At 34.5% G+C, this 17,390-nt stretch carries 21 protein-coding genes; 10 read left to right on the forward strand and 11 right to left on the reverse strand.

The genetic code is table 11. The features are described from left to right. Positions 1–148 precede the first annotated feature (148 nt). Positions 149–205 (forward strand): hypothetical protein, encoded by a 57-nt coding sequence (locus ABXT67_RS15105; protein WP_415377009.1) that lies wholly within the window; start codon positions 149–151, stop codon positions 203–205. 424 nt (positions 206–629) lie between these two features. On the opposite strand, the gene ABXT67_RS15110 is transcribed toward ABXT67_RS15105, so the two are convergent. Beyond that, positions 630–1,778, reverse strand: coding sequence for a cysteine desulfurase family protein (locus tag ABXT67_RS15110; protein WP_415374867.1), 1,149 nt, complete (start codon positions 1,776–1,778; stop codon positions 630–632). 124 nt (positions 1,779–1,902) lie between these two features. Between ABXT67_RS15110 and ABXT67_RS15115 the strand changes: the two genes are divergently transcribed. Further along, a complete protein-coding gene (locus ABXT67_RS15115; RefSeq protein ID WP_415374868.1) occupies positions 1,903–2,787 on the forward strand; it encodes a hypothetical protein in 885 nt (294 codons plus the stop codon). Here the strand turns inward: ABXT67_RS15115 and ABXT67_RS15120 are convergent. After that, positions 2,784–3,338, reverse strand: a complete 555-nt coding sequence (locus ABXT67_RS15120; protein WP_415374869.1) for a Smr/MutS family protein — start codon at positions 3,336–3,338, stop codon at positions 2,784–2,786. The genes ABXT67_RS15115 and ABXT67_RS15120 overlap by 4 nt on opposite strands. Before the next feature lie 163 nt (positions 3,339–3,501). Here ABXT67_RS15120 and ABXT67_RS15125 point away from each other — a divergent pair, with 163 nt between their 5' ends. The 3 genes from ABXT67_RS15125 to ABXT67_RS15135 are packed head-to-tail and all read left to right on the forward strand — an operon-like array spanning position 3,502 to position 6,109. Further along, positions 3,502–5,430, forward strand: coding sequence for a hypothetical protein (locus ABXT67_RS15125; protein ID WP_415374870.1), 1,929 nt, complete (start codon positions 3,502–3,504; stop codon positions 5,428–5,430). A 17-nt stretch (positions 5,431–5,447) separates the two neighbouring features. Beyond that, complete coding sequence (locus ABXT67_RS15130) at positions 5,448–5,729, forward strand: DUF2752 domain-containing protein (protein ID WP_415374871.1); 282 nt, start codon at positions 5,448–5,450, stop codon at positions 5,727–5,729. 56 nt (positions 5,730–5,785) lie between these two features. After that, the gene (locus ABXT67_RS15135; protein WP_415374872.1) at positions 5,786–6,109 is read left to right on the forward strand and encodes a CCC motif membrane protein; all 324 of its coding nucleotides are present in this window, start codon (positions 5,786–5,788) and stop codon (positions 6,107–6,109) included. A gap of 63 nt (positions 6,110–6,172) precedes the next feature. Here ABXT67_RS15135 and rocD read toward each other — a convergent pair whose 3' ends face one another. Beyond that, positions 6,173–7,453 carry an ornithine--oxo-acid transaminase gene (gene rocD / locus ABXT67_RS15140; protein WP_415374873.1) on the reverse strand — a complete coding sequence of 427 codons (1,281 nt, stop codon included), beginning with the start codon at positions 7,451–7,453 and terminating at the stop codon, positions 6,173–6,175. Between the two features lie 178 nt (positions 7,454–7,631). Here rocD and rlmD point away from each other — a divergent pair, with 178 nt between their 5' ends. Genes rlmD through ABXT67_RS15155 form a run of 3 tightly spaced genes read left to right on the forward strand, consistent with a single transcriptional unit; the run spans position 7,632 to position 10,258 of the window. Beyond that, complete coding sequence (gene rlmD, locus ABXT67_RS15145; protein WP_415374874.1) at positions 7,632–9,044, forward strand: 23S rRNA (uracil(1939)-C(5))-methyltransferase RlmD; 1,413 nt, start codon at positions 7,632–7,634, stop codon at positions 9,042–9,044. Positions 9,045–9,078: 34 nt separating this feature from the next. Next, positions 9,079–9,594: a DUF6452 family protein gene (locus tag ABXT67_RS15150; protein ID WP_415374875.1), complete on the forward strand. Its 516-nt coding sequence runs from the start codon at positions 9,079–9,081 to the stop codon at positions 9,592–9,594. Further along, positions 9,560–10,258: a DUF6048 family protein gene (locus ABXT67_RS15155; protein WP_415374876.1), complete on the forward strand. Its 699-nt coding sequence runs from the start codon at positions 9,560–9,562 to the stop codon at positions 10,256–10,258. Before ABXT67_RS15150 ends, ABXT67_RS15155 begins: the two co-directional genes overlap by 35 nt. Here ABXT67_RS15155 and ABXT67_RS15160 read toward each other — a convergent pair whose 3' ends face one another. After that, positions 10,259–11,416 carry a THUMP domain-containing class I SAM-dependent RNA methyltransferase gene (locus tag ABXT67_RS15160; RefSeq protein WP_415374877.1) on the reverse strand — a complete coding sequence of 386 codons (1,158 nt, stop codon included), beginning with the start codon at positions 11,414–11,416 and terminating at the stop codon, positions 10,259–10,261. 113 nt (positions 11,417–11,529) lie between these two features. Between ABXT67_RS15160 and ABXT67_RS15165 the strand changes: the two genes are divergently transcribed. Further along, on the forward strand, positions 11,530–12,264 hold the full coding sequence (locus ABXT67_RS15165; RefSeq protein ID WP_415374878.1) for a class I SAM-dependent methyltransferase: 735 nt from the start codon (positions 11,530–11,532) through the stop codon (positions 12,262–12,264). Next, the gene (locus ABXT67_RS15170; protein WP_415374879.1) at positions 12,261–12,929 is read left to right on the forward strand and encodes a ZIP family metal transporter; all 669 of its coding nucleotides are present in this window, start codon (positions 12,261–12,263) and stop codon (positions 12,927–12,929) included. The genes ABXT67_RS15165 and ABXT67_RS15170 overlap by 4 nt, the downstream gene beginning before the upstream one ends. Before the next feature lie 967 nt (positions 12,930–13,896). Here the strand turns inward: ABXT67_RS15170 and ABXT67_RS15175 are convergent. The 7 genes from ABXT67_RS15175 to ABXT67_RS15205 form a co-directional block, all read right to left on the reverse strand. After that, positions 13,897–14,145: a hypothetical protein gene (locus tag ABXT67_RS15175; protein ID WP_415374880.1), complete on the reverse strand. Its 249-nt coding sequence runs from the start codon at positions 14,143–14,145 to the stop codon at positions 13,897–13,899. 197 nt (positions 14,146–14,342) lie between these two features. After that, positions 14,343–14,546: a hypothetical protein gene (locus ABXT67_RS15180; protein ID WP_415374881.1), complete on the reverse strand. Its 204-nt coding sequence runs from the start codon at positions 14,544–14,546 to the stop codon at positions 14,343–14,345. 51 nt (positions 14,547–14,597) lie between these two features. Then, positions 14,598–14,780, reverse strand: a complete 183-nt coding sequence (locus ABXT67_RS15185) for an FG-GAP repeat domain-containing protein (RefSeq protein ID WP_415374882.1) — start codon at positions 14,778–14,780, stop codon at positions 14,598–14,600. Beyond that, complete coding sequence (locus ABXT67_RS15190) at positions 14,780–14,998, reverse strand: FG-GAP repeat domain-containing protein (protein ID WP_415374883.1); 219 nt, start codon at positions 14,996–14,998, stop codon at positions 14,780–14,782. Before ABXT67_RS15190 ends, ABXT67_RS15185 begins: the two co-directional genes overlap by 1 nt. Continuing rightward, positions 14,983–15,279 carry an FG-GAP repeat domain-containing protein gene (locus tag ABXT67_RS15195; RefSeq protein WP_415374884.1) on the reverse strand — a complete coding sequence of 99 codons (297 nt, stop codon included), beginning with the start codon at positions 15,277–15,279 and terminating at the stop codon, positions 14,983–14,985. The genes ABXT67_RS15190 and ABXT67_RS15195 overlap by 16 nt, the downstream gene beginning before the upstream one ends. 90 nt (positions 15,280–15,369) lie before the next feature. Continuing rightward, positions 15,370–15,639 carry a hypothetical protein gene (locus ABXT67_RS15200; RefSeq protein ID WP_415374885.1) on the reverse strand — a complete coding sequence of 90 codons (270 nt, stop codon included), beginning with the start codon at positions 15,637–15,639 and terminating at the stop codon, positions 15,370–15,372. Continuing rightward, complete coding sequence (locus tag ABXT67_RS15205; RefSeq protein ID WP_415374886.1) at positions 15,636–17,384, reverse strand: FG-GAP-like repeat-containing protein; 1,749 nt, start codon at positions 17,382–17,384, stop codon at positions 15,636–15,638. Before ABXT67_RS15205 ends, ABXT67_RS15200 begins: the two co-directional genes overlap by 4 nt. Positions 17,385–17,390 lie beyond the last annotated feature (6 nt).

The following is a 17,390-nucleotide window of genomic DNA, read 5'->3' on the forward strand; positions in this document are numbered from 1 at the left end:
GCGAAAATTTATGACATCAATCAACAAATACGGAACTAATAAAATCCCTTAAAAAACTTAATTTAGAATACATTAATCTATACTTAATACCTTGGCCTGATAATGAAAAAAGAATTAGCAAAAAACAAATGCAGATACTTGGAAAGAAATGGAAGAATTACACTTCGAAGGTAAAATTAGATCCATAGGTGTGAGTAATTTTTGACCAGAGCATCTTGAAGTCTTATTCGAAACTGCTAAGGTAATTCCTTCCATAAACCAGATCCTATTTCATCCTCGTTATAGGCAACCCTAAGTAACAAATTTTTGCAATGAACATCATATTACTGTAGAACCTTGGTCTCTCCTTGCGAGCGGAAAAGTCTTTTTAAATAACGTTTTAAAAAGAATAGCACGAAATCAAAATAAATCAATAATACAAATTTGTTCATGTTGGATTATTCAATATGATGTGATCGCTATCCCAGAATAGAAAGAATAAAAGAAAATATCGAGGTTTTTGATTTTAAATTGTCTGAAGCAGAAATCTAGGACAAATAAATAAAATTCCCCAATTAGGATTTAGCGGAGAATTGCCAAATGAATGGCCCGATAGAATTTAATATGTTGTAATTATCAAGAGCAAAAAATTACCCCAAACAAAACTCTTTCAACACTTTAATAACATAATCTATTTCATCGGTAGTATTAAAACTAGAGAATGAAAAACGTATGGATGGTTTTGACATATCTTCTTCGCTTAAGATTTCAGTAAGTACGTGAGAACCTTTGCCGCTTCCGCTCTGGCAGGCACTTCCTTTTGAACACGCAATTCCTTTTAAGTCCAGTTGAAACAATAACATCATTCCTTTTTCTGGTGAAACAGGTAAGCAAACATTTAATAAGGTATAGGTGCTTTTCTCATCATCCTCACAACCTCCATTAAACTTTACGCCTTGGATGTTCTCTATAAGAGATTTTTTGAAATATGTTTTTAAGCTTGTAATGTATGCTTTTTCCTCTTCGAGGTTTTGGTACGAAATTTTTAACGCTTCTACCATCCCAGCAATTGCATATACTGCCTCTGTCCCTGCGCGAAGACCGCGTTCTTGATCCCCACCAAAAATCAAAGGTTTTAATCCTGTATTTTTCCTAATAAAAGCGAAGCCAGCTCCTTTAGGCCCGTGAAATTTGTGCGCTGCAACTGCCGCAAAATCCAAAGGTATTTTACTAAAATCTAATTCAAAATGCCCTACAGATTGTACCGTGTCACTGTGAAAGTAGGCGTTGTATTTTTTGCAAAGATGTGCTGTTCTTTCAATGTCTAATACATTACCAATCTCATTGTTAATGTGCATTAAGGTTACTAATGTTTTGTGAGTATCATCTTTAAGTAATTCCTCAAAATGCCCATAGTCTAAATGACCACAGCTATCTAAATTCACATATTCTACTATGATGTTATGTGTTTCTTTAAGTTGGTTAATACAATAAAGTACCGCGTGGTGTTCAATTTTTGAGGAAATTATTCGGGTTACCTGACAATCACGAACGCAACTATTTATGATTAAATTATCTGCTTCGGTACCTCCGGAGGTAAAAACAATTTCAGCCGCTGTAACATTTAATATAGCAGCAACTTCTTTACGAGCTATTTCAATTAACGATTTAGCAGATCTCCCGTATGCGTGCGTTGATGATGGATTTCCATATTCGGTTTCTAAAACCTCAGTAATACATTTGATAACTTCCGGGCGCAATTGCGTAGTGGCTGCGCTATCAAAATAAACGTTCTTCAAGGTATTGCGTTTTGTTATTATTAATTAGTTTATCAAACAAAAATACAGATAAAATTTTGAGGAATGATATACCTTTCTTAAAGAATTACGTTACTTTGTAAATAGTTTATTAGCTATTATAATTATGACAAAATTTACTTGCTTAATTGCACTCTCATTTCTAATTTTTAGCTGCAACGATGGTGATATCATCTTATCAAACTTTGATTTTGAAGACGCTCCCTTAGAAAATTGTGGTGAAGCTGGATCTTACGTATTCTACAAGATAAATCCAGATGTAAATGAAAGTATTTCGGTTCTTTTAAATACCACTGGCGAGCTTTTTATTACTACAGGCGTACAAGAGTTTCCTTTAAGTGAAGATGGAAATACAGTACAATATCGTGCCTTTAGTGACCTTATCTCAGGAAGTTATTTTTGTAGCCCTATCCCTCCATCTTCTCCTACGGTAGTAACAGAATATATAGGGACTTCTGGTAATGTTTTATTAGATTCTGAGACAACATTAGATGATAATGATGGCTTAGAGACCGTTGATAGTACAAATCCAGAATTAGAAGGAACGGGTGATTTTGATTTAGACGGTATCCCAAATTTTCATGACTTCGATGATGATGGTGATAATGTATCTACCCTAATTGAACTAGGCCCTGATCCTGAAAATCCAACAGATACAGACGGAGATGGAATGCCTAACTATTTAGACCCAGATGATGATAATGATGGCATCCTTACCCGAAATGAAGATAGAAACGAAGATTTAAACCCCGCTAATGATGCTGAGAATAATAATGATATTCCCGATTATCTAAATCCTGATGTCGCGGTACAAATTATTGTTGAAGAGTATAAACCACACAACTATAGTCGAATGAGTATTGGCAAGGTTAGAATCGATAATCTCGTTTTAATAAATGGCGATGAAGAAATTACTATTGAAACGCTCAACTTAGGGACTGATAACAATATTAGAAACGATATGGTAACAGCAACACCCGTATTTAATTAAGAATTAGTTTTAGCGTTCTGAAAAATATGAACCTGCGTTGCGCCTCTTCCATATTTTTTAAAGTCTGCATCCTCATAGGATATAGCATCATATCTTCTAAATAGATATTCTAATTCTGCTCTCAATACTCCAGCACCTATACCGTGAATAAATACCACTCTTTGTATTCTTTTTTGAATCGCAAACTCAAGTTTTCTTTGTGCGATTTCAATTTGCAACTCAAGCTTATCATGAGCGGTTAGCCCCTTCTCATTGGCAACTAATTGATGGATATGAAGGTCAACTTCCATCAAAGGTTGGTTGCGTTCTTTTGGTTTTACACGTTTTATTTTTTTTGGTTTTTTATATTCTTTTTCAGCTAGGATTTGCTCAAAATTAATAGACTCAAAATCCAATTGATTATTCGAATTTGGAATTAAAACTACTTCATTTTTACTATATTCTATTTCAAAACCTTCTAAGGTTTTAATTGTAACAATTTTATGTTTTATCGCAATGATTTTTCCTTCGACGGAATCATCAATAATCATAACTGTATCGCCTATTTTCAAAATAATATTGTTTTTTGGGTAAATTTCTGAAAATATGAGCGTATACGCTTGCATTTCATCGAAAAGTTGGTGTAAACTATCCGATTTTTGTCAAAAATTAATTAAATTTATAGCCTAACTAAATATTTGATTCCCAAATCTGAATATTTGTCAACTTTTAATTATGAAAAACCTACTATTTTTAGCAGCAATTTTTATTGCTTCTACATCAATTGTTAGCGCTCAGCTTTTTGTGAGACCTAATCCTACTACTTTAGAAGACAGCTATATTTATGCTAAAGATGTTCAAATTTATGTTGATGGCGAAATTAACCTCGAAGAAAATGCAACCGCAAATCCTGTAACAGACACACTACAAGCGAGTATTTATTTAAGAGATGATGCGCAATTATTTCAAGGAGATCCTGTTGTACCTGCACCTAATGCAGGAACTGGTTCTATCTCTGTATTAAGGAGTACCAACTCAGATGCGTATGATTATAACTATTGGGCATCTCCTGTTAGTCAATCTACTGGTACCGGAAATCAAAATTTTGGTATTGCAAGACTACACGACCCCTTAGGCGTTACTGAATCAAATCCTGCATCATTAACCACAAACTTAAACGGAGCTTCTTCTCCCTTACAAATTTCTAGACGCTGGTTGTACGGCTACAATGCAGGAACTGGATCTGGTGGCTCGTATTATTTTTTAGAATCAAACAATATGATTCCAGCTGGTGAAGGTTTTCTAATGAAAGGTGTAGACGTTACAGCAACACCTGACCAAATTTACGATTTTAGAGGAAGGCCTAACAGCGGTGACATTACCATAGACGTGCCTCCATCAACTTTTCAAACCAATGCCCTTCTTTCTACTTTAATGAATGGCGAAGCTGCAACAGGCAATCCATATCCATCTACTTTAGACTTGAATGCATTCTTATATGATGCTGCAAATATTGGACTTTTTAAAGAAATTAAATTTTATGATGAAGATAGGTCTATTAACTCTCATTTTTATGTAGATAATAAAGCTGGGTACAGTACTTGGACCCCTGGTCCTGAAGATTTAGGTGGCACACAATCTGGAAATCAGGTAACTGCTACGTTTTTAAATTTTGATAATGATGGGAATCCTGTAAGCTCCACTGGAATGCAAGGGACTACTGTTCCAAGAAGAATGTCTCCTATTGCCCAAGGATTTATTATTCAAGGAGATCCTAGCCCTGGAATGAAGACCGCTACGTTTAGAAATTCGCACAGACGGTTCATTAAAGAATCTTCAGGTAACTCGACTTTTAAAAATCAAGAAAATAAGGTGTCTCCAATAAGTTCAAAATCATCAAGTTCAGATACTCCAAGCGGTGACGTCATTGAGGATGAAACTATCCAACCACAAATTAGAATAAACACCTATTTTGGAACATCGCATATGCGTCAAACACTTTTAATTTTTGACGATAATGCGACCGATGATTATGATTCAGGATTGGACGGTTTTAGTCCAATGGATGCTACTTCTGAAATGTTCTTCCCTGTATTTACACCTTGGGATAGTGAAAATACATATCCTCTTGTTATATCATCATTACCGGTTAGAGACAGATTAAAAAGAATACCTTTTACATTGCAATTAGCTTCTAGTATGAATGTAGTAATTACGGGAGAGGAAAATCTTAATCGTCCTATGCGGGAAGTTTTAGTATATGATTCTTTTAAAAATACATATCAAAAAATTACCGAGAATCGATCTGCTTCTTTGTTTTTAAAAGCTGGACTTTATGAAAACAGATTTTTTATTGTTTTCACAGTACCTCATAAAAAAGGTAATGAAACTGATCAAATTACACAAAAAGCAAAAGATGCTGTAACTTTTTTCCAAAACAATCTTCAAACACAACTTGAAGTCTCGAACCCTGAACGATTTGAACTTAAGAAAGCAAGTATCTTCGATATGCGTGGACGTTTAGTTTTAAATCAAGAAAATCTAGGAGGCGCAACAAAACTTACATTTCCTACAGGGACGTTTAGCGATGGAATTTATTTAGTGATTTTAACGACAAGCGATAACGCAATTATAGATTACAAAATTTCTGTACGAAACAGATAATTCCCAACAAATAAGGTATGGAAGATTTTATGTTGCCGTGCCTTAACAAAAAAATATTCGGTTTAGAGTGTTTTGGCTGTGGCTTACAAAGAGCCGCAGCCTTAATTTTTAGAGGTGAATTTGTTGCAGCCTTTAAAATGTATCCTGCCATTTATACCCTTCTCCTATTTGGTGGTTTTATTTTATTTACAATGTTCGTAGAAATAAAATACTCTTATACGATAAAAATAGCATTGGCAATAGTAAACGGTCTAATCATAGTAAGTAGTTATTTTTATAAAATGAGTTTCATGTTTTAAGAATAAAAAGAACAAGACTATTTTTAAGCTATAGACCAATCTTTAAAGAACATATTATGGAAAAACAAACACTTCCCAATTCACAGGCTGTATTAATCTTAGGGATACTATCAATTCCGCTTTGCTGTTGTTATGGTATCTTTTCACTAGCACTTGGAATTATTGCTTTAGTTTTAGCAAAAAAAGCTACAGCACTTTATAATGAAAATCCAGAATTATACAAAGGGTTCAACAATGTAAAAACTGGTAAAATTCTTGCTATTATTGGTGTCGCCTTAGGAGCTATCTATATTGTTTTAAACATAGCACTCATTGCTGTCTATGGAATAGATGGATTACAAGAAATGCAACAAGAAATGCTCGAACAATACGGTAGATAATAAATTTTCATAAAAAATAGCGACTCTTAAGTCGCTATTTTTTTTATGAAAATTTACAAATAGTTAAACCTCAAATTCTTTTAACGTAGTTGTGATAATTGAGACACAATCAAGTAATTGCTCTTTAGTCATTACCAATGGTGGAGCAAACCTTATAATATTACCGTGCGTTGGCTTTGCTAATAAACCGTTATCTCTTAGTTTCATACATATATTCCAAGCAGTATCGCTTTCCTCATCATCATTTATCAAAATTGCATTTAGCAGGCCTTTACCGCGTACCCCTTTACAAATAGTACTTTTTGCTATGTATTTATTCAATTCAGCTCTAAAAATCGCTCCGAGTTTAAATGCATTTTCAGCAAGTCTCTCATCAATAACCACATCTAGTGCTGCCATCGCTACCGCTGCCGCAATTGGATTACCGCCAAAAGTAGATCCGTGTGATCCAGGAGTAATTACCTTCATAATCGCATCGTTTGCCAACACAGCCGATACCGGGTAGGCACCACCACTTATTGCTTTACCTAAAATCAAGATATCTGGTTTTACATCTGGTGTTCCACTACAATCTTTATTAGGGCAGCTACAATTTCCACAAGTTGCTAGTAATCTTCCGGTTCTGGCAATTCCTGTTTGTACCTCGTCAGCAATAAAAAGGACATTGTGCTTTTTACATAAGGCCTTGGCTTCTCTCAGATAATTTTCACTTGGCACAAATACGCCTGCTTCTCCTTGAATGGGTTCCACAAGAAATCCAGCAACGTTTTTATTGGATGACAAAACTTCTTTTAAAGCGTTTAGATTATCATACTCAACTTTTATAAAACCATTGGTATAAGGGCCAAAATTAGAACGTGCGACAGGATCGTTTGAAAATGAAATGATCGTGGTGGTACGCCCGTGAAAGTTATTATTACAAACTACGATTTCTGCTTTGTTCTCTTCTATTCCTTTAACTTCGTATGCCCATCGTCTGCATATCTTAAGGGCAGTTTCAACCGCCTCAGCACCAGTGTTCATTGGAAGCACCTTATCAAACTTAAAATAATCAGCAACATACTTTTCAAACTTTCCTAAAATATCATTATGAAAAGCTCTTGAGGTAAGTGTAAGTGTTTTGGCTTGTTTTGTCATTGCTCCTACAATGGTTGGATGACAATGTCCTTGATTAACGGCAGAATAAGCGGAAAGAAAATCATAATATTTCTTACCATCTACATCCCAAACATACACTCCTTCTCCCCTATTTAAAACCACGGGAAGTGGGTGATAATTGTGTGCTCCATACTTGTTTTCGAGGTCTATCGCTTCTTGCGACAAGGATTGTTGTGTCATTAACATAACATAAAATTTTAAAAAATTAAAACTAAAAATTCCTTCTGTACCTTTTTTCTTTCGAAAGACTCGAAAATTCAGCGGAGGAGAGAAATCATCCTTCCTGCGAAATTACTAAATATTAACCAAATAATTTTAATGATCTAGCCCAATTATACTATACTAAATATGCTATTTTTGTGCAATGAGTAGAAAAAAGACAACGCGCGTAATATTAGAAGATCTTGAAGTTTTTGACGCTGGAGCAAAAGGAAAGGCTGTTGCTAAAGCAGCCGATGGTCGTGTTGTATTTATTGACAATGCGGTTCCTGGAGATGTTGTAACAGTGCAAACAACAAAAAAGCGAAAAGCGTATTATGAAGGCACAGCGATTTCTGTTTCAAAAGAATCTTCAAAACGTGTTACTCCCACTTGTGAACACTTCGGTACCTGTGGCGGTTGCAAATGGCAAAACATGGGATATGAGCATCAGCTATATTTCAAACAGAATGAAATTACCAATAATTTAAAAAGACTTGGCAAAATTGAACTTCCAGAAACCTCTCCAATAGTAGGCTCTAAAAAGGAGTATTTTTATAGAAATAAAATGGAATTTTCCTTTAGCGATAATAAATGGCTCACACTAGATCAAATAAAGAGCGATCAAATTATTGAAAATAAAAATGCCCTAGGTTTTCATATTCCCGGAATGTGGGATAAAATACTGGATTTAACAAAATGTCACTTACAGGAAGATCCCAGTAATGAGATAAGAGATTTTGTGAAGTCTGAAGGACAAAAACTAGAAATACCTTTTTTTAATAACAGAAATAAAACAGGTGTTTTAAGAACCTTAATGATACGTACATCTTCCACGGGCCAAGTGATGGTCTTGATACAGTTTTTTAAAGAGACTGAAACTAAAAGAATACAACTACTAACCGCTATTACAGAGAGATTCCCTAAATTAACCTCTCTTTTGTACGTTATTAATGGAAAAGGGAATGACACCCTATATGACCAAGAAGTAGTGTGCTTCCATGGACAGCCACATATTTTTGAAGAAATGGAGGGACTTTCATTCAAAATTAACGCAAAGTCTTTTTATCAAACAAATAGCTCTCAAGCCTACGAACTTTATAAGATAACGAGAGATTTCGCAGGCTTAACTGGAAAAGAAATTGTTTATGACCTTTATACTGGAACAGGTACCATCGCACAATTTATAGCGGGTAATGCAAAGAAAGTGATAGGAGTTGAAGCAGTTCCTGATGCAATTATTGCAGCCAAGGAGAATGCTAAAAACAATAAGATAACAAATGCTCATTTTGTAGTAGGCGATATGAAAGAGGTTTTTAATAAAAAATTTATTTCAACCCACGGAATGGCTGATGTTGTAATTACAGACCCACCAAGAATAGGAATGCACGCAGATGTTGTCTCACAATTACTTGAGCTATCAGCAAAAAAGATTGTCTATGTTAGTTGCAACAGTGCAACACAAGCTAGAGATCTTGCGTTATTAGATTCAAAATATAAAGTAACAAGAGTTCAACCAGTGGATATGTTTCCGCAAACACATCACGTGGAAAATGTTGTGCTACTCGAACATAGATAATTTTATTAATATAAAAATTAAGGGCTGCTTAAGAATGTTTAAAAACAATTCATTATATCTAGTTGTGTTAGTTTCAATCACCTCTGTCATCCTATTTTTTATTTCGGGCTGCACAAAAGATGATATATGCCCTGAAGGAAGCCCAACAACTCCTAAAACAATCATTTTATTTAGAGATAAAGCGAACATCACAGCGGTAAAAGCAGTACCGAACTTAAGAATTTCCTTGACCAATATTGAGCCGACAGAACTTTTATTTAGTGCCAGTGGGGATACCCTAGTCGCTATACCACTGTCCCCAGATTTAAGCGAAATCCAATTGGCAATGACGACTAACTTTAGCAATGCTCCCAATACAGATTATATGACAATTACCTATTCAAAAAGACAGGATGTATATATAAATCGTGCTTGTTCCTTTACAACTACCTTTGATTTATTAGATGCCTCTAGACCCGATGAAGGCTCTGCAAACTGGATATCAAACATAGTAATAACAAACTCAGCCGTTGTAAATGAAGACGTTACACATATTACTATTTTTCATTAGTAGTTGCTTTATATCACAACTATCATACAGTCAGGATGAAAGTCCGCAAGATACTATTGTGGTAAAAAACCAATACGGTCTGAGAGCTGGGTTAGATTTAGCAAAACCACTTCGTTCACTTTTAGAGGATGGATACACAGGATTTGAAATTGTTGCAGACTTTAGACTCACAAAGAAACTATATATTGCTGGTGAAATTGGAAATGAAGAGAAAGATTATTTAGAGGCAAACCTAAACGCACGAACCAAGGGTAGTTACTTAAAAATTGGAGGAGATGTCAATGTATATAAAAACTGGCTTGGCGTAAATAATGCAGTTATTATTGGACTTAGGTATGGTGTAGCATCTTTTTCGCAAGAACTCCTAGCCTACAATATTTACAATACAAACCAAACCTTCCCTCCTAGTTTTGTTGTTGATCCTCAGGAATTCAATGGCCTTACAGCGCATTGGGCAGAAGTGATGGTAGGAATCAAAGCTGAATTATTCAACAACCTTTACCTCTCATTAAACCTGCAACTAAAACATTTAGTAGCAGAAGATAGGCCAGAAAATTTTGACAATCTCTTTATCCCAGGATTTAATACCACAAACGATTTTAGTGAATTTGGCGTAGGATATGGGTATTCAATTTCGTATTTAATCCCGCTCTTTAGCAAATAATTATTGCTTACTGGCTTTTTTACTGCCTGCATATATTTCATATTTTACAAATCTACTCTCTAATTTCCCATTAAAGAGTTTGACCTTTCTAGAAGGACGTAACCCCACATATTTTAAAGCCTCTAAATTTGAAGTAATCATCCAAGCTTGTGTATCTGCATAGTTGCGTTTCAACGTATTTCCTATGTTCCCATAAAATTGTTCAATATCATCTATGGCAATACGCTCATCATAAGGAGGATTAAACACAATAAACAGTGGCTTCTCTTCTAGTTTAGCAGACTCAAAAAAGTCTTGATGTTCTAGTGTTATAAATTCAGATAGATTGGCTGCAGCGATATTTTCTTGTGCTTTTTTTAAACTAATGCGGTCCCTATCAAATCCACGAATTTTAAAATGAAACTCTCTAATTTTCTTTAAAGCAGCATCTTCAATCGTTTCATATAGATCAACATCAAAATCTGGCCAAGTTTCAAAACCAAATTCATCTTTATTTAAATTTGCTGGGATATTACACGCTATCATAGCAGCTTCTGCTACTATAGTTCCACCACCACACATTGGATCAAGAAAATCACATTGCCCAGACCAACCGGTCTTTAAAATCATTCCCGCAGCAAGCACCTCGTTTATAGGGGCCAAGGTATTTGCGACTTTATACCCTCTTTTATGTAAAGATTGACCAGAACTATCTAAAGAAATGGTGCAAATATTGCGATCAATATGAACATTTATTCGCAAGGTGGGGTGATCTAGGTCCACATCTGGCCGCACACCTTCTTTATCACGAAACCTATCTACTATGGCATCCTTAGTTTTTAAAGCGATGTATTGAGAGTGTGTGAAGTATTTCGAAAAAACGGTCGCATCTACCGCTAAACTCCCCTTAGAATTCATATAATTTTCCCAAGGAATCGCATAGATTTTTTTATACAGATCTTCTTCTTTAAAAACATTGAACCCTGTTATGGGCTTCAAAATTTTTATTGCGGTTCTGCAGCATAGATTGGCTTTGTACATAAAACCAGTATCGCCTTCAAAAGAAACATTCCTCACTCCTATTTCTATTGCTGAAGCGCCTAAATTTCTAAGTTCTTCTGCTAAAAGGTCTTCCATTCCGAAGAGTGTCTTCGCGACCATTTTAAAATTTTCTGCCATATTATATGTTGTGAAGGTAGAAACCTCTCTAATTTAAAATACGCTGTTAAATATCGTACTCGGTACTTTACAAGGGCACAAAAATACAGTATTTTAGCACCTTAATTCGAAATATGCAAAAAGAAGATACTAGTTGGTTTGCCTCTTGGTTCAACAGTCCATATTACCATCTATTGTATAAGGACAGAGATTATACCGAAGGAGGCATATTTATGCAATCACTTACCGCATATTTAAAACTGAAGCAGAATGCTAAAATTCTAGATTTAGCCTGTGGTAAAGGCCGGCATTCTAAGTTTCTAGCCACGCTGGGCTATCGCGTTACTGGGGCAGACCTTTCGCCATTGAGTATTGCCGAAGCAAAAAAGTCTGAAACTAAAAACCTTAGTTTTGAAATACACGATATGTGCACGCCGTACCCTGATAAATTTGATGCCATATTTAATTTATTTACCAGTTTTGGTTATTTCGAAACTGAAAAAGACAACATTAACACCGTTATAGCGATTAAAGAAGCTTTGAAAGAAGATGGATTTGGTGTGATTGATTTTTTAAATACCAACTATGTAGTAAAAAACTTAGTTAAAACAGAAGACAAACACGTAGCAGGAATTAACTTTAAAATCCAAAGAGAAATTAAGGATGGTTACATTTATAAACACATCAATTTTACTGCTGAAAATCAAGAATATAGCTTCACCGAAAAAGTAAAAGCATTGACCTTACAAGATTTTAAAACCTACTTTGAAGAGGCAAAAGTGAACTTATATACTACCTTTGGAAATTACAAGCTGGAACCATTTGATAGTAAACAATCACCAAGACTTATATTGATATTTAAGAAATGACATACATAATACTAATACTAACGGTATTTGCAGGTTTGTTTGTTGCCTATGCTTTAAATGGTAAAGAATTTAAATATTTATCATTACTATTAGCTTTTAGCGGCGCGTTTTTATTGGCAATTACGCTATTCGAATTACTCCCCGAAGTATATACCATTCCTTCTAAAGAAATAGGAGTATATATAGTTCTTGGGATTCTCTTACAAATTTGTTTAGAATTTTTTAGTAAGGGCGCAGAACATGGACACGTTCATATTCATTCAGAAACCAAGCGATTTCCGTTACTCTTATTCCTAAGCCTATCTTTACATGCAGGTTTGGAAGGCTTTCCAATAGCAGATAATCATTCTATGTTTATAGGAGTCCTTATTCATAAGTTGCCTATTGCGATGATTTTATCTCTTTTCTTTATAAAAGCCGGCTATAAACGATCCACTACCATTATATTTTTAGTTTTATTCGCTCTTATGACCCCTATAGGTGCGTTTATTGCTAGCAATTCTTTAATAGCGCCAGACGTATTAACAAAAATTAATGCCTTGGTCATTGGTATTTTTCTTCACGTTTCTACCACGATATTATTTGAAAGTAGTAGGGATCATAAGTTTAATTTAGCGAAGCTCCTTACTATTATTTTAGGTTTTCTACTGGCGTATATACTATAATACGATACAAAACAGACGGTCCAAAATAGTTTTTTTAGGGATGGGTATCGCAACACAACGTCTTGTTTTGTTATGATCTTCTGCTACGTTAAATACACGCATCTAAAACGTTACTAGATAGCTTTAGTGTCTTAGGAGTAACGGTAGTTCTGAAGAAACCAAGGTGGGAACTTAAACAATCCCTTTGGAAATTACAAGCTTAAATCATTTGATATTAAACAATCTATAAGACTCATATTGATATTTAAAAAAAATACAAAAGACTATTTCTTTGTGTATTTGCGAAACCAGCCGTGGTACTTCTATTAGAAGCAAAAGGGGTAAAGCATCTCTCTTTGCTTATAGCTTTTAATAGTACTGTTTTACTAGCAACCACCATATTTTAAATGTTACCAGAAATAAATACAATCCCATCAAAAGAAATTAGTGTTTTTAGTGTTCTTAATATTCTCTTAATATAAGGTCGTAGGTTAAGAAAAGCTTGAACTAATTATAGTGTTTTTATAATTATACATCTTAAAAAAACCGCTTTGCAAGAGCAAGATGGTTAAATAAAATATTTAATTAAAATTATAATTACATCTTATTTATTTGATAAACGTTTCATATCATCAAGTTTTTTCTGCAATTTAAGTGGGGTAATATCTCCTTTATTAGAAGCTGCTCTTTCAACATTTGTAATGTCAGCTATTCCAGCAGCACAAGTAATATCTAAACTATAATCTCGAGATCCAGCACTAAATGCTTCGATAACTATTATATGCTTAGAGGTACCATCTGACGCAGTGCAACCTCTGCGGTCATTTTATAATAACGTGTCCCATAAATGGGATTCGCCAGATAATGAGGCAATTGGGAAGATATTTGAAAATTAGAGTTATTGATTAAAAGCAAGGTTGATTTATCAGCTTTGCTTTTTAGTTTTATAATAGTTGATTGATTTTAGAAACATACTTTACAGGTATTGTTATTTTCCAGTAATAGCGGCAAGAATTTCTTCAAAATTAACTTGATACATTTCTTTAGCTATCATCAAGCCTTTTAGCGTATCAACATTATTATTGTGTTTATAGTAATCTACCGATAGCTCTTGATATGCATTTAAAAGTCCGTTAAGTAGTTCGGGGCTTATCTCTTCAATATTTTCTAGCTGTGAGAGTTGTTGTGCTAGTTTTTTGTAATCAATTTTGTGCACGTGGCTTTTTAGTTTTAGCATCACGAAGAAACGCATTTAATAAGGCAAATAAATGGCTTTTGTCACCCTCTGTTAGCAGCTCAAAATCTTCAAGACGTTCTATTGTCCTTTTATCAAAAAAAGGTTTTAAAACTTCTCCTACCAATTAATCAAGGGATACATCAAAAACATCTGCGATATTCTTTGCAGTCTCTACTGATGGCGTTGCTTCATTACGGTCACACTAATTTCAAGTTTAGAACGTAGCCGCCACGATTACTCTCCACACCTTCCAGATTAACTTTTAAGTAATTGTTTTGATTTAATGTGTTTGAGTTATTTTTAAATAGAAATATATTGTAAGGGTCTTGATTGGCAACTATAACTTCTGGAAAACCATCATTATTATAATCGCCACTAGCATTTCCGTATGAATCCGCCAAGTCTGTTTCAAAACCGCTATCTTCAATTGAGGTAAACGTTTCATCATCATTTTAATGATAAAAAGCTGCGGAGTCGTTAGCTCCAGCCTTGTTATCATTACTACCACTAACATACAAATCTAAACGACCATCATTATCGGCGTCAAAAAAACTAGCTCCCCAACCCACACTTCCAAAAGAAACAACTGCCGGGCCGGCTACATCAGTAAATGTTCCATCACCCTTATTTTTCATCAATACATTGCCATAATAGCCTGAGCTGAATTAAATGTATTGGTTATGTATATATCTGTAAATCCATCAGCATTATAATCATCAAAAGCAGTAGACATTGCGTCCATAAAAAAGTTTGTTCCTGAAGCTGCGCTAACATCAGTAAAAGTTCCATCACTATTATTATGATATAAAATATTGTTTGTTGGAAAACGGTCATTGATTAAGTAGATGTCCAACCAACCGTATTATCATAATCAAAGAAAGTACCTTGAAAACATATTGTACTTTGATCTCCTATCCCAGACGCAGCATTAACATTAGTAAATGTTCCATTACCATTATTTCTATACAACATGTTGGGAATGATTTGATCTAAATCTTTATTTGCTAAAAATAAATCTAAATCACCATTATTATCATAATCTCCCCAAGACCCTGTATTTGTTTTGATATTTAATACTGGAAGACTCGCTGCTTCTGTAACATTAATAAAGGCACCATCGTTATTTAGATACAAGCTATTTCCACCTTATGCACTCGCTACAAACAAATCTTTATCCCCATCATAATCTATCCAAACCAAACTTTTTACAGGGACAACAGGATGCTAAATATCCACATTTATAAGAGTAAATATGCCATTTATATTTTGATAAAAGAAAAGTTCATCAAAAGGATTCCCTCCCACTGTGATATCGTCCCAACCGTCATTGTTAAAATCACAAAAAGAAATACCATTACCCTCAAATACATTATTTGTAAAAGTAAGACCTAAAGAAGTGGCACTTTCTTCAAATAAAACTTGCGCTTCAGAAATAGATATACCCATCATCAATATAATGGTGTACACTACTAATTTCCTGGATGCATCCTTCATAATTTCATTATTTTCTTTGTTGTACTTGTAGTGTCAGAGGTATAAACAGCCAGATACATTCCGGTTGGTAATGTTTGTAACGAAATTTGTGTAGTAGTCGCCGATAATTCTTCTGATTTTAATTTATTCCCCAGCACGTCATATAAGCTCAATACTCCTCTAGTTTCTGTCAATGGTAATTGCACTGTCAACATATCATAGACTGGATTTGGAAAAAATTCTAATTCAATAAGAGCAAGTTCTGGTGCGGTTCTTAAAAGTTCTTCGCCTTCAATGAGCAGTAATGTGTCGTTAACAGCTATATCTTCAAAAAGATCCTCTTGGCCGCTTGGCCATGTTACTTTAATATAATCTATATTGGTTGCGCTGTTTAACCCAAAAACTTCCGTATCTGAATTTTGACTCAAAAAACTTTCTATACTTGCACGATACCTATATTGAACACCCAATGAAGTTCCTATTTCTATCTTAGCACCATAGGCATCTCGATTACTTTCAACACCCTGTAATTTTACTCTTAACCAATTGTTACTAGAGATCTCACTTGTTCTATTTTCAAATACAAAAGAATTATAAGGAGCCTGATTTAATACTATAATATCTGAAAAACCATCGTTATTAAAATCGCCTGTCGCGTTGCCAAAAGAGAAGGCTAAGTCGTTTTCAAAACCACTGTCTGAGATGATAGAGAAGTCATCTTCATTTTGATAAAAAAACGCTGCAGAATTGTTTTCTAAAATATTCTCATTGTTTGATCCACTAACATATAAATCTAGCTTACCGTCATTGTCTCCATCTAGCCAGCTAGCTCCCCAAGAAAAATCAAAAAATTGAGTGCCTGTTTCCATTGCCCTATTGGTAAATGTACCATCGCCGTTGTTCTCCATTAAGACGTTTCCTAATATTACACGGTTGACGTCATAAATATTAGAGATATATACATCTGTATAACCATCGCTATTATAATCCTCTAAAGCCACAGACATAGCATCCATAACGTAGTTTGTTCCTGATGACTCGCTAACATCTGCAAACGTACTATCTCCATTATTACGATACAAAATATTGGCTGTAATTGTTCTATCATTGATTAAATACAAATCCAGAAAACCATCATTATTATAATCAAAAAAAGTTCCTTGAAAACACAATGTACTATGATTTCCAATACCAGATGCTATATTAACATTAGTAAATGTTTTATCCCCATTATTTCGATATAGCATATTTGGAGTTAGAAAGAAAGGGTCTCTATTTGCAAGAAACAAATCCAAATCCCCGTCATTATCATAGTCTCCCCAAGAACCTCCATCAGTAGCTATAATATCTAAAGGCAATCCTGCACTCGCGGTTATATTGGTAAACACAAAATTGTCATTCTCATATAGCGCATTAAATTCAAATTGACTTGTAACAAATAAATCTTTATCACCATCATTATCAAAGTCTATCCAAACTACCTGTCTGGTTCGATATAATGGATCAACAATATCAAAAAATATTTCTTCGAAAGAACCTTCCACATTCTTAAAAAACCGAACCGCTTCTCCTGTATTACTAGGTACCGTAATATCGTCCCAACCATCATCATCAAAATCACAAAACGAAATTCCTGATCTTGACGTAGCTACGTACTCTAATCCTAGGCTTATTGCGTGTTGTTCAAACAATACTTGACTTTGAAGGCACATAGCAAAAAACATCAAAACAATTAAACTGAGTGTCTTTTTTATACGTCTTGTCATATAATA

Origin of the sequence: Patiriisocius sp. Uisw_017, assembly GCF_047731265.1 — a bacterium.
Lineage (GTDB): Bacteria > Bacteroidota > Bacteroidia > Flavobacteriales > Flavobacteriaceae > Patiriisocius.

Excerpts from the sequence above, each read along its gene's own strand:
- ABXT67_RS15200 (WP_415374885.1), bottom strand. The coding sequence starts at position 15,639 with ATGAAGGATGCATCCAGGAAATTAGTAGTGTACACCATTATATTGATG.
- ABXT67_RS15115 (WP_415374868.1), top strand. The coding sequence starts at position 1,903 with ATGACAAAATTTACTTGCTTAATTGCACTCTCATTTCTAATTTTTAGC.
- rocD (WP_415374873.1), bottom strand. The coding sequence starts at position 7,453 with ATGTTAATGACACAACAATCCTTGTCGCAAGAAGCGATAGACCTCGAA.
- ABXT67_RS15125 (WP_415374870.1), top strand. The coding sequence starts at position 3,502 with ATGAAAAACCTACTATTTTTAGCAGCAATTTTTATTGCTTCTACATCA.
- ABXT67_RS15170 (WP_415374879.1), top strand. The coding sequence starts at position 12,261 with ATGACATACATAATACTAATACTAACGGTATTTGCAGGTTTGTTTGTT.
- ABXT67_RS15205 (WP_415374886.1), bottom strand. The coding sequence starts at position 17,384 with ATGACAAGACGTATAAAAAAGACACTCAGTTTAATTGTTTTGATGTTT.
- ABXT67_RS15130 (WP_415374871.1), top strand. The coding sequence starts at position 5,448 with ATGGAAGATTTTATGTTGCCGTGCCTTAACAAAAAAATATTCGGTTTA.
- ABXT67_RS15160 (WP_415374877.1), bottom strand. The coding sequence starts at position 11,416 with ATGGCAGAAAATTTTAAAATGGTCGCGAAGACACTCTTCGGAATGGAA.
- ABXT67_RS15155 (WP_415374876.1), top strand. The coding sequence starts at position 9,560 with ATGAAGACGTTACACATATTACTATTTTTCATTAGTAGTTGCTTTATA.
- rlmD (WP_415374874.1), top strand. The coding sequence starts at position 7,632 with ATGAGTAGAAAAAAGACAACGCGCGTAATATTAGAAGATCTTGAAGTT.
- ABXT67_RS15175 (WP_415374880.1), bottom strand. The coding sequence starts at position 14,145 with ATGCTAAAACTAAAAAGCCACGTGCACAAAATTGATTACAAAAAACTA.
- ABXT67_RS15150 (WP_415374875.1), top strand. The coding sequence starts at position 9,079 with ATGTTTAAAAACAATTCATTATATCTAGTTGTGTTAGTTTCAATCACC.
- ABXT67_RS15135 (WP_415374872.1), top strand. The coding sequence starts at position 5,786 with ATGGAAAAACAAACACTTCCCAATTCACAGGCTGTATTAATCTTAGGG.
- ABXT67_RS15185 (WP_415374882.1), bottom strand. The coding sequence starts at position 14,780 with ATGAAAAATAAGGGTGATGGAACATTTACTGATGTAGCCGGCCCGGCA.
- ABXT67_RS15165 (WP_415374878.1), top strand. The coding sequence starts at position 11,530 with ATGCAAAAAGAAGATACTAGTTGGTTTGCCTCTTGGTTCAACAGTCCA.